8 protein-coding genes are annotated in these 11,480 nt (G+C 71.3%); 1 reads left to right on the forward strand and 7 read right to left on the reverse strand.

The genetic code is table 11. The annotated features are described in order from the left end of the window. Window positions 1-449 precede the first annotated feature (449 nt). The 4 genes from rplI to VZF99_RS15815 all read right to left on the reverse strand — a co-directional run bounded on the left by rplI (window position 450) and on the right by VZF99_RS15815 (window position 2,404). A complete protein-coding gene (gene rplI, locus VZF99_RS15800) occupies window positions 450-902 on the reverse strand; it encodes a 50S ribosomal protein L9 (protein ID WP_067720010.1) in 453 nt (150 codons plus the stop codon). A 115-nt stretch (window positions 903-1,017) separates the two neighbouring features. Beyond that, on the reverse strand, window positions 1,018-1,593 hold the full coding sequence (locus VZF99_RS15805) for a single-stranded DNA-binding protein (RefSeq protein ID WP_067720013.1): 576 nt from the start codon (window positions 1,591-1,593) through the stop codon (window positions 1,018-1,020). Between the two features lie 105 nt (window positions 1,594-1,698). After that, window positions 1,699-1,986 carry a 30S ribosomal protein S6 gene (rpsF, locus tag VZF99_RS15810; RefSeq protein ID WP_067720016.1) on the reverse strand — a complete coding sequence of 96 codons (288 nt, stop codon included), beginning with the start codon at window positions 1,984-1,986 and terminating at the stop codon, window positions 1,699-1,701. 157 nt (window positions 1,987-2,143) lie between these two features. Next, entirely contained in the window at window positions 2,144-2,404 is a 261-nt protein-coding gene (locus VZF99_RS15815) for a LuxR C-terminal-related transcriptional regulator (RefSeq protein ID WP_067720216.1), read from the reverse strand. A gap of 177 nt (window positions 2,405-2,581) precedes the next feature. On the opposite strand from VZF99_RS15815, the gene VZF99_RS15820 reads away from it, so the two are divergent. Next, the gene (locus VZF99_RS15820) at window positions 2,582-6,583 is read left to right on the forward strand and encodes a hypothetical protein (protein WP_407335313.1); all 4,002 of its coding nucleotides are present in this window, start codon (window positions 2,582-2,584) and stop codon (window positions 6,581-6,583) included. Window positions 6,584-6,643: 60 nt separating this feature from the next. On the opposite strand, the gene VZF99_RS15825 is transcribed toward VZF99_RS15820, so the two are convergent. The 3 genes from VZF99_RS15825 to VZF99_RS15835 all read right to left on the reverse strand — a co-directional run bounded on the left by VZF99_RS15825 (window position 6,644) and on the right by VZF99_RS15835 (window position 11,351). Then, window positions 6,644-8,401, reverse strand: coding sequence for a glycosyltransferase family 87 protein (locus tag VZF99_RS15825; RefSeq protein ID WP_407335314.1), 1,758 nt, complete (start codon window positions 8,399-8,401; stop codon window positions 6,644-6,646). A 36-nt stretch (window positions 8,402-8,437) separates the two neighbouring features. Continuing rightward, window positions 8,438-10,732, reverse strand: a complete 2,295-nt coding sequence (locus VZF99_RS15830) for a transglycosylase domain-containing protein (protein WP_407335315.1) — start codon at window positions 10,730-10,732, stop codon at window positions 8,438-8,440. A gap of 130 nt (window positions 10,733-10,862) precedes the next feature. Beyond that, window positions 10,863-11,351 carry a DUF5318 family protein gene (locus VZF99_RS15835; protein WP_253002785.1) on the reverse strand — a complete coding sequence of 163 codons (489 nt, stop codon included), beginning with the start codon at window positions 11,349-11,351 and terminating at the stop codon, window positions 10,863-10,865. Window positions 11,352-11,480 lie beyond the last annotated feature (129 nt).

Raw genomic sequence — 11,480 nt, forward strand, 5'->3', positions numbered from 1 at the left:
AACCCGAATGGGGACCGACCCCCAATGGGCACCGAGCCTGAACAGGCGCCGAGCGACCCCTCCACTGTAGGTCACCGGACCGACACGCCCGGCGCCCCGCCCACCCGGTTATCCACAGGTTTGTCCACATTTGCGAGAGAGCACCTGTGGACAACTGTGAATGGATGTGGGTTACGCAGGGCCGATGGGCGTATCACTGTGGACAACCGGTGGAAACCGCTGGCCACTTTCAGCAAAACCGCAGGTCACCATCATCGTCGCAGGTCGCGGCGCCGGTGGAGAACGGTACTTACCACGTCACAAACAGGGACACAATGGATAACGAAAGATGAACGGCACCGATCCGAGAACCGTCCGGACCCTAGGCATTACAACTAGTTATCCACAGGCCGTCCACAAAAGCGAGGGCCCCGACCGTCACTGTGACGGTCGGGGCCCTTCTCGGTGAATCAGGCGGGGACGACCTCGACCGCGACGCGCGCGGTGGTGTCGTGACCCAGGTCGACGACGACGCTGTGGGCGCCGGTCGACTTGATGTGCTCCTTGGGCATCTCGACGGCACGCTTGTCGAGAGTCGGTCCGCCCGCGGCCTTGATGGCGGAGGCGACATCGCCGGCGGTGACCGAACCGAACAGCTTGCCGGTGTCCGAGGTCTTGACCGCGACCTTGACGTCGGCCAGCGACTCGAGCTTCTGCTTGAGCTCGTTGGCGTGGTCCGAGTCGCGCACCTCACGAGCCTCCTGGGCCCGCTTGATGGAGTCGACCTGGCGCTCGGCGCCACGGGTGGCCACGATGGCCAGCCCGCGCGGGAGCAGGAAGTTACGACCGTATCCGCCCTTGACCTCGACGATGTCGCCCGGCGCACCGAGCTTGTCGACGTCGGCGGTGAGGATCAGCTTCATGATCCGTCTACCTTTCTTTCCTCCGACGGACCCGACCGGGGCCGGGATGTCGCGAGGTCATGTCTCATGCTTATGGGGTGGGACGCGGGTGGCGCCCCGGGGAAATCGACGCGCTCTAGAACGGGGGCTCGTCGTCCATGCCACCGAAGCCACCGGAACCGCCGGCCTGCGGGGCGCTGCCCCACGGGTCGTCGTTCTGCTGACCACGGCCCTGGCCGCCGCCGTAACCGCCCTGCGGCTGACCGCCACCCTGGAAACCGCCGCCCTGCTGGCCGCCACCCTGGAAACCGCCGCCCTGCTGGCCGCCGCCCCCGCCGCCTTCGCGGTTGGTGCGGGTCACCTTGGCGGTGGCGTACTTGAGCGACGGGCCGACCTCGTCGACCTCCACCTCGTAGACGGTGCGCTTCTCGCCCTCACGGGTTTCGTACGACCGCTGGCGCAGCCGACCGTTGACGATGACGCGCATGCCCTTCTGGAGCGACTCGGCGACGTTCTCCGCCGCCTGCCGCCAGACGTTGCAGGTGAGGAACAGGCCTTCGCCGTCCTCCCACTGGTTGGTCTGCGAATTGAAGCGACGTGGCGTGGAGGCGATCCGGAAGTTCGCCACCGCGGCGCCCGACGGCGTGAACCGCAGCTCGGGGTCCGCGACGATGTTCCCGACCACTGTGATAGGGGTGTCGCCCTGTGCCATGCGCTTGTCCTCCGTGTTGAAGCCGGCGTATTACAGCCTGAGGTGGATGGTGATCGAAGGCCGACCGACCGCGCCCAGATTACCGGTGCGGTCGGACACTCCGGGTCACTTGTCGGCGCGGAGCACCTTGGTGCGGAGAACGTTCTCGTTCAGACCGAGCTGACGATCCAGCTCCTTGACCGCGTCCGGCTCGGACTTGATCTGCGCGACGGCGTAGATGCCCTCGGTCTGCTTGTTGATCTCGTAGGCGAAGCGGCGCTTCCCCCAGACATCGACCTTGTCGACCGATCCGCCCTCTTGCCGGATCACGTTGAGGAACGTGTCCAGCGACGGCGCCACGGTGCGCTCGTCGAGACTCGGATCGAGGATGACCATCACTTCGTATTGACGCATGGGACCTCATCACCTCCTGTGGACTACAGATTCGGCCACGGTGTCTCCGTGGCAGGAGGGTCGTTGCGTCAGCAACCGCTCAAGGCTACCCCGGTGACCTCGGCAGACGAAATCACCGTCGGCGGTGGCAGCGCCGCCGTGCGGAAGCGCCACCCCCTCACAGGTCGTCGAGTCTGACGTAACCGTCCTCCACCGCCCGCAGCAGCAACCGGACCTTGGTGCGCGCGGGCCGGCCGACGGCGTCGTACTTGGAGCGCACCCGCTGGATGTACGTGCTGACGGTGGAGTCGGCCAGGAACAGCCGCTCGGTGACCTCGCGCTTGCTGTCCGAGGCGAGCCAGGCGATGAGGACCTCGACCTCCCGGTCACTGAGGTCCGGACGGGCCGCGGCGGGGCGGAAAGGGATCGTGGCGGTCATGGCGCCCTCTCGTTCGATGAGTTCCGACTCATTCTGGCGACGCCCGGTCACGGCGTGAACTTCCCCCGAAATGTCAGTACAAGTCCGTACGGATGCGTCCTACGATCGTATGAAACCCCAGCACACGACCTCCGGATCCCTTCCGTACGCCGGTCGGCCGGCCGTACGATGTTGACCGTGCACACCCCCCGCGAGCCCGTCGAGGGCGCAGTTGGACGATCAGCTCCTTCTCAGATTCAGACCCGTGAGGAGCTCGGCACCGCGCTCACCGCGCTCCGGGTGGCGGCCGGACTCTCGGTCCGCGATGTCGTGCGGTTGGTCCCCTCCCTGACCCTCGGGACCGCCTCCGGCTGGTTCTCGGGCCAGCACGTGCCGACCCGCGCGAGCGAGGCGACGCTCGTGGAGCTGCTCCGCCTGCTCGGGGTCGGCGGGGACGCGGGCTCGGATACGGACCCGGCCGGCACGGGCCCGGCCGGCACGGGCCCTGCCGGCACGGACCCCGCCCGCGCAGACTCCGCCACCGCGGCCACCATCGACGAGTGGCGGGCGGCCGTCGAGCGGGTCCGGATGCGTCCGGGGCCCCGACGCACCACCCGCCGCACGCAGAACGGCACCCGCCCCGGGGAGGCCGGATCGTCGACGGACCCCGCTGCCCCGACCGGGACCGACCCGACCGACGCCCGACCGACTCCCCGCTCGGCCGTGCCCCAGCCCGACGACACCGGCAGCCCGTATGTCGGTCTGCGCTCCTACCTCAGTGACGACGCCGCCCTCTTCCACGGTCGCGCGGCCGAGATCGACCAGGTCCTGGCCCGCGTGACCGCCTCCCGGACGCGGCCGCTCGTCGTGGTGGGAGCCTCCGGCTCGGGCAAGTCGTCGCTGCTCGCCGCCGGGCTCGCCCCGCGATGGGTCGCCGAGGGCTCGACCGTGGCGATCGTGCGCCCGGCCGGGATCACCGCCGAGGTCGCGAGCACCACCGGCCACCTCGTCGTCGACCAGCTCGAGGAACTCTGGGCGGATGAGGTGGGCCCCGCGCGCCGCGCGGAGGTGCTCGACGTGCTGGCCACCCGCGCCGCCGAGGGCCGGCCGACGATCCTCGCCCTGCGCGCGGACTTCTTCCAGCCCGCCCTCGCCGAGCCCGTCCTGCGCGACGCCCTCGACGACCCGGTGGTGATCGGCCCGCCCAGCCGCGAGCAGCTCGCCGAGATCATCGTCGAACCCGCACGCTCCCTCGGCTACACGGTCGAGCCGTCGCTGGTGAACCTGCTGCTCGACGCGGTCGCCCCCGCCGACGGCGGCGCCGACGAGCGCTCCCTCCTGCCGCTGCTGTCCCACGTGCTGCTGGTGTGCTGGGAGCGCAGCCGCCGCCGTCGCATCACCGTGGACGACTACTACTCCTCCGGCGGGGTGGAAGGCGCCGTCCGCGCGTCGGCGGAATCCGTCTACCAGGAACTGGATCCGGCGGGCCGGGCCGCGTGCAGGACCCTGTTCCTCCGGCTGGTCGACGTCCGTTCCGCCCGTCCCGTCCGCCGCCACGCCCCGCTCGCCGAGCTGTCCGAGGACCTCCTCGTCGTCGCCACCCCCTTCGCCCACGCGGGCCTGCTCACAGTCGACGGCGAGGCGGTGACCCCCACCCACGAGGTCCTCTTCTCCTCGTGGCCGCGCCTGGTCGACTGGATCGACGCGGACCGGGAGGGCCTGCGCACCCTGGCGCGCGTGCGCTCCGCCGCCGCCGACTGGGAGGGGTCGGGGCGCGACGAGTCCGCGTTGCCTCCCGCGTCGGCCACCACGGACTACCTGAGGTGGAGGGACGACGACGACGGCCCCAGCGCCCACCTGGCGGAATCGGAGCGGCAGTTCCTCGCCGCCGCCGAATCCCATCACCGATCCGTCGCCCGGAGGGACCGCAGGCGCATCCGTACGCTGACCGTGCTGGCGGCGTCGTTGGCGGTGGTGACCGTACTGGCCCTGGTCGCGAGCGGTGTCGCACTCCGCGCCGGCGCGGACGCCCGCCACACCCGCGACGTGGCCCTGTCCCGCTCCGGATCGGTCTCCTCCACCACCGCCTTCTCCCGCGACCCCGGCCTGGGCCGCGCGTTGGCCCTGGCCGCCTACCGGATCCACCCCACCACCGAGGCGCGCTCGGCGCTGCTCAACACCAGCCGCGCCGACGTGCCACTGCGGTTCGAGGCCGCCCCCGGCAGTGGACGGGTCATCGCGCTGCCGGACGACGGCGGTGTCGCCGCCGTCAGCTCGGACGGCGCCCTGCGGGTCTTCCGCGCGGGCGACCCCGCGGCGGTCGCGACCCTCGCCCTGGGCGTCGGGGAGCGCCACGAGCTGTACGCCGCCGACCTGTCGCCGGGCGGCTCCGTCCTCGGGGTCGCCGGACAGGGCGCGGTGCACCTGGTCGACCTGCGCGATCCCACCGAGCCCACGATCCTGGCCGCCCTCGAAGAGGGTGCCGGGCCGTTCCACTCCGTCGCGTTCTCCCCCGACGGCACCACCCTCGCGGCCGGCACCGGTGACGGCCGTGTCCTGCGGTGGCCGCTGGGCATGCGCGGCGGGGCGCTGGCCGTCACCGACCAGCGGGCGCGGATCGCCGTCCCCGATCCCGGGGCGGAGGTCGCCAAGCCCGTCGAGGCACTGGAATGGCTGCCCGACTCCCAGACCCTGCTGGCGGCCAACCGCACCGCGGGCGTCAAGACGCTGCTCGACGCCGATGCGTCCGGCCGGGGTCGCCGCGGGCCGGACCTCGACACCGGGCCGGTCGCGATCCCGCTCGCCCTCGCGGTGAGCCCCGACGGGACCCGGATCGCGGCCGGGACCACCGACCGGTCGGTGCAGCGCTGGCAGCTGGACGGCGCCGGTGGCGCTGACGGCGGTGCCGAGGTCCTCGAGGGTGCCCGCCCGCTGCCCGAACTGACCGGGTGGAACGCCTACGTCCACGACGTCACCTACGACGACCGGGGACGGCTCGCCGCCGCCGGATCCGACGAGCGGGTCCGCGTCTACGACCCCGTCGGGCGGATGCTCACCGAGTTGCCAGCCTCGCAGGTCGCGACCGGGGTCCGCTTCACCGACTCCGACCACCTCGTGACGTATTCGGTCGACGGCCTCGTCCGACTCTGGCCGCTGGGGCGCCTGGGCGCGGCGTCGGAGTCCAACTCGATCTTCCAGACCGCGTCCTCGGCGGATCGGACCACCGGGGTTCTCGGCGTCACCGCCGCGGAACTGCACCACACCGTCGTCGACACCACCGGCCCGGTCCCGCGCGAGACCGGCCGCGTCGTCCCCGACGCCGGGACCCGGTTCTCCGGCTCCCTGGCCATGTCCCCCGACGGCCGCGTCGTCTACGCCGGGCTCGCCGACGGGGGCCTGCAGGTGTTCACCGCGCCGTTCGGGCCCGCCACCCGCCCGGTGGCGGCCCTGCCCGTGACCTCCGGGGTGGTGGTGGCCAGCCCGCTCAGCCCCGACGGGCGCACCCTGGCCGTGTGCAGCGACACCAGCCCCGACCTGGGACTGGTCGACGTCACCGATCCCGCCGAGCCCACGCTCCGGGTCACGGTGCCGCTGCCCGACCCGTGCGTCGTCGCCGAGTTCTCGGCCGATTCCGGGCAACTCGTCGTGCCGACCCTCGGGCCCGAGACGGTCGTCCTCGACACCACCGACCCCGACCGGCCGACCGTCGCCCACCGGCTCAGCACCGGGATCGGCGCCTCGCCGTCGGCCGGGTACGCGCACGGCTCGCCACTGCTGGCCACCTCCGGCGGGGACAAGACGATCCGACTGTGGGACATGGCCGACGCGACCGCGCCCCGCGAACTGTCCTCGTTCACCGCGCCGCCCGGGGAGATCTACTGGACCGCGTTCTCCGCGGACGACGACCTGGTCATGCTCACCTCGAGCACCGGCCAGGTCACCGTGGTGGACGTGTCCGACCCTGCCGGGCCGCAACCGTGGGCGGTTCTGGGATCGACCACCGATCCCCTGCTCTACCAGGGCCGCAGCGCCTCGCCCACGGGCGGCCTGCTCGCGGTGGGCGTCGAGGGCGCCATGTGGATGTGGCAGCTCGACCCGGACCGGGTGGTGAGCGAGGCCTGCGCCGGTGGCGTGCAGCTCACCGCCGAGGAGTGGGATCGGCACTTCCCGGACACCGAGCCGTTCGACCTGTGTGGCTGACCGGGTCGCGCAGTGGGAGCGCCGGGCCGCTGACCGGGGGCGGGGGCGGTGCGGGGGCGGTCAGCCGTGTTGGAGGCCGATCGTCAACGCCTGCGTGACCGGGATGACGGTGAGGAACAGGAAGGCCGCCACCGTCCAGCCGATCCACACGGGTTGGCGCCACCCGGCCCGGTAGCCGCCGGCAGCGGTGACCATGCAGATGAAGCCGATCAGGATGCAGACGAACATCCAGATCATGGAGTTGGTGCTCATGGGGCGGCGTCCTCTTTCCGGGGGGGCGTCGACGGGGTCGCGCCTCGCGGGCGGGGCGACGACGAGGGGTTCGTCCGGGTCGGCGAGCACCCCGGCCAGCGGGTCCGGGCCCTCGGGCGTGCCCTGGTGCGTCATGCGGACGCGGTCCAGGTGGGGGCGGTAGATCTCGAGGATGACCACGGCGCAGATCGCCACGACCAGCAGGTCGCGGACCAGGACGAGTGGGTGGAACACGTCCGCGCCGATCCCCTTGTTGTCGACGCCGTGGAAGTACGACATGTGCGCCACCCAGAGCAGGGCGTCGAACGCCATCCACGGCAGCAGGAGCCGCACGCGGGGGACGGCGAGCACCGCGAGGGGCACCAGCCAGAGCGAGTACTGCGGACTCCACACCTTGTTCGTGAGCAGGAAGAACGCCACGATGAGGAACGCCAACTGCGCGACCCGGGGGGTGACGGGCGCAGTGAGTCCGATGACGAGCACCGCGATGCAGCCGAGCGCGAACAACACCAACGACACCAGGTTGAGGGTCGCAGGGGCCTCCCCCGCCGCGCGGGCCGCGTCGAAGCCCTGCCACCCGGTGAGGGTCTGGATGACCGCGTAGATGCTCTCGGGATTGGCGGGCCTGTCCGAGTTGAGTCGGTAGAACTCCCGCCAGCCCTCGGGGAACGGGATCATGATCGGCAGGTTCACGGCCAGCCAGGCCACCACCGCCGCCGCGGCCGCCTTACCCAGCTCGGCGAAGCGCCGACGGCGCAGGGCCACCACCAGAAGTGCGCCGAACAGGAACAGCGGGTACAGCTTCGCCGCCACGCCCAGGCCCAGCACGACCCCGGCCCAGACCGGGCGCGAACGGGCCCACAGCAACAGCGCGACGGAGGCGAACGCGATCGCCATCAGGTCGTAGTTGGTGAAGGCCTGGAAGATGATGAGCGGGCTGGCCGCCATGAGCAGCGTGTCCCAGGGCCTGCGCCCCGCGGACTGGTAGGTGGCCCATACGGCGATCATCCACGCCAGCGCGAGCACGACGCTGCCCAGGACGAAGTACTTGGCCACCTCGATGAGCCCGCCGGGGAAGACCGCGTGCCAGGCCTGGGCCGCCTGGGCCGTGACGTACTGGAACATCCCGGACAACACCGGGTACTCCATGTAGCGGACCTCGCCGTTGTCGGCGATCCACATGTACTTGTACGGGAAGGCGCCGGTGTCCAACCCCTCCGCCGAGTACAGCGGCAGCGGGTCCGCGTAACACGCCTTGTAGTACTGGCGGCCGTCCCAGTTGAGGCCCGGCTGCGAACCGTCGGTGGGGTGGGTGGTCTCCAGGCAGGCGGACTTGGAGAAGAACCCGAACGCCAGGAAGATCACGGCAAACAGCATGATCACGCGCAGCGGCGTCCAGAACCGTTGACGACCGACCACCGCGTGACGACCGACCGGCCCACCCCACGCCGCGATGGCCTCCGCGCCGACCCCGTCACCGGGGCGGACCCGCTCGTGCGGCTCCAGGGAGCGGAGGTCGTCGACGAGCGGCAGCGGGGAGATACGGCCGTTGCTCTGCACGATCACACCCTAGCGGCGGGGGCGGGGGCCGGTCGCCCGGGATCAGGCCCCGTCGTCCCCGTCGCCGTCGCCGCCACCTGTGCCTCCGTCTCCGCCGGTGCCGCCACCGGCATCAGCACCACCGCCGCCGGGGACAGGGGCGGGCTCGGGTGCGGGCGCCGGGGCGGGTGCCGGTGCGCCGGCCCCCGGGATGACGATCTCCGGCAGGCCGGGGACCTGGAGCGTGAGCGGGCCGGGGGCCTGGGGCGCCGGCGCGGGCTGGGCCGGGGCCGGGGCCTGACTGGGCTGGGGGTCGTACTCCTCGGTGCCGGCACCGGTGCCGGTCCCGCCCGTGGTGCCCGAGCCGCTACCGTAGGACTGCCCCTGGGACGCGCCGGCCTGGCCGCCGATGTACCCGGGTTCGGGGAAACTCTCCCACTCCGTGCCGGACAGGGCGCCGTCCATCGCGGACTTCCAGATGTCGGCGGGCAGCGACGCGCCGTACATGGTGCCGCCCCAGGCGTTGAGCAGCGGCTGGTTGTCGTCGGTCCCCACCCAGACGGCCGTCGCGATCGACGGGGTGTAGCCGACGAACCAGGCGTCCTTGTTGTAGCCGGTCTCGCCGAGCTGGGTGGTGCCGGACTTCGAGGCCGAGGGCCGCCCGCCGGCCAGCGAGTGACCGTTCGAGTAGGCGGCGATGGGCTCCATCGCGGAGGTGAGGTTGTTGGCGACGTCGGGATCGACAACCTCTTCGCCCTCGACCGAGGAGTTGTCCAGCAGCACCTCGCCGTCGGCGGTCTCGACCCGCTCGATGAAGTGGGTCGGTCGGTGGACTCCCTCTGCGGCGAAGGTCGCCAGGCCGGTCGCCATGTCCCGCACGCGGATCGGGTACTGGCCCAGGATGAGGCCGTCGTAGGGATCCTCGCCCTGCTCGCTCAGCGTCTCCCACGGCAGACCCGGGATCTGCTTGGGGATGCCGGTGCGGTGGGCCATGTCGCGGACGTCGTTGGCCCCGTTGTCCAGCATGCGCTGGAGCCGGATGAACGAGGTGTTGAGCGACAGCAGCAACGCCTGGGAGATGGAGCACGAGCCACAGGACCGGCCGTCGACGTTGGTGACCGTGACGTTGCCGGTGGTCACCGGTGCGGACGAGATCTGGGTCCCCAGGCCGATGCCCTGATCGAGAGCGGCGGCGACGCCGAAGATCTTGAACGTCGAACCGGTCTGCAGGGGGGCGTTGGCGTAGTCCCAGCCCTCGGCCTCCTCGCCGCCGTAGTACCCGATCACGCCGCCCGTCTTGGGATTGATCGAGACGATGGCGGTCCGGTTCTCCGGCCTCTCGCCCTGCATGTTCGACCGGGCGGCGTCGACGACCGCCGACTGGGTCTGGGGGTCGATCGTCGTGGTGATCTTCAGGCCCCGCGTGTTGAGCATCTGCTCGTCGATCCCGGCGGCCGCGAGCTCGCCCAGCACCTGACGGCGGATGGGTCCGTTGCTCGGGTCGCCGACGTTCTGCTCGATCGCCTGCGGGTCTTCGACGACCTGAGGGAACGCCGCGTTGCCGCGCTGCTGGGCGTCGATCGCGCCCATCTCCCGCATCCCGTCCATGACGTAGTTCCAGCGGCCCTCGGCCGCGGCCCGGTTGTTGAGCGGGTCGAGGGCCGACGGGGACTGGATGACGCCGGCGAGCAGCGCGCCCTCCTCGATCGTGAGCGCCTCGACCGGCTTGTTGAAGTAGGCGGTGGACGCGGCGGCGATGCCGTAGGCGCCGCGGCCGAAGTAGATGGTGTTGAGGTACGCCTCGAGGATCTGGTCCTTGGACCACTCGTTCGTCATCTTGGCCGCGATGACGATCTCCTTGGCCTTGCGTTGGTACGTGGGGGCGTCGCCGACCATCGTGTTCTTGACGTACTGCTGGGTGATGGTCGAGCCACCGCCCGCACCGGCCTCGCCGGTGATCTGCCCGATCACCGCGCGACCGATGCCGGTGGGGTCGTACCCCTCGTTGGTGTAGAAACTGCGGTCCTCGGCGGCGATCACCGCGTTGCGCACGTGCACGGGGATCGCGTCGAGCTCGATGAGCGTGCGGTTGCCCTCCGGGGGCACGATACGACCGATCATCGTGGTGCCGTCGCTGGAGTAGATCTCGGAGATCTGTTCGGTGCGGACGCTGCCGGGGCTGGGGATCTCGGTGCGGTTGTACATCACCCCCGCGATGGCCAGGGGGACCACGAGGACGACGACGGCGAGGAGGATCACCGTCGTCCAGATCGGATGGCGACGGGCCCAGCCGCGCCGGTCCGAGCTGGTGCTCCGGCCCTCGTCGGCGGACCGGTTCGTCCTGCCATTCTGCGACATGTTCTACCCTCCTGCGAGCCGACCCGTCTGGCCCGGGAGTCCCCCGGTTGCGGTGCTCTGGCGACCATTGTGTACGAAATCGCGACCGATTCTGTACTCCGGAACCCGCGTCGGGCACTCCGGGCGGGCGTCAGCTGTGTCGGCGGAGCTCTCGCGCCGCTCGTCGCACGCCCTTTCCGGCACCCGGGGTGAGCCCCACCTCGTAGGAGAGGATGAGGTGGTTCCAGGAGCAGCTGCGGCACACCTCCACCACGTGGACGGTGAACCCGTCGTGGGTCAACGCGAGGTGTTCTATCTCGTCCTGACCGCGGGCCGACCCGGACGCCGGCCCCAGGTCGTCACCGAACACCCAGGAGACCTCCGTGAGGTTCTCCTTGCGGCACACCGGGCAGACCGTCTCCGTCTCCACGCCGTGGAAACCGGCGGCCCGCAGGAGGTAGACGTCCGCGTCGCACACCTCGCGCAGCGAGAGCGCGCCCTCGCGCAGGCCCCCCAGGACACCGCGGCGGCGCAGGGCGAAGTCCACCACCCGTCGACGCTGGAGCGCCGCACGGCCGGTGGGGTCCTCGGGCCCCGGCGCGGGGCCGGGTCGCGGGGAGCGGGAGTCGGCCTGGTCCACGTCCCCCAGCCTACGGCCCCCGCCGCGGGCCCGGTCCCGAGCGAGCCGCAGAGCGCGCCGACACGTCGGGCCGATGCCACCGCTCGGTATATCGGCTCGATACATCAGCAGGTGTACAGTGTGAATCCG

It is taken from the genome of Dietzia kunjamensis, from assembly GCF_045689975.1.
In the GTDB taxonomy this organism is placed as follows: domain Bacteria; phylum Actinomycetota; class Actinomycetes; order Mycobacteriales; family Mycobacteriaceae; genus Dietzia; species Dietzia kunjamensis.

Excerpts from the sequence above, each read along its gene's own strand:
- VZF99_RS15830 (WP_407335315.1), bottom strand. The coding sequence starts at position 10,732 with ATGTCGCAGAATGGCAGGACGAACCGGTCCGCCGACGAGGGCCGGAGC.
- rpsF (WP_067720016.1), bottom strand. The coding sequence starts at position 1,986 with ATGCGTCAATACGAAGTGATGGTCATCCTCGATCCGAGTCTCGACGAG.
- VZF99_RS15805 (WP_067720013.1), bottom strand. The coding sequence starts at position 1,593 with ATGGCACAGGGCGACACCCCTATCACAGTGGTCGGGAACATCGTCGCG.
- VZF99_RS15815 (WP_067720216.1), bottom strand. The coding sequence starts at position 2,404 with ATGACCGCCACGATCCCTTTCCGCCCCGCCGCGGCCCGTCCGGACCTC.
- rplI (WP_067720010.1), bottom strand. The coding sequence starts at position 902 with ATGAAGCTGATCCTCACCGCCGACGTCGACAAGCTCGGTGCGCCGGGC.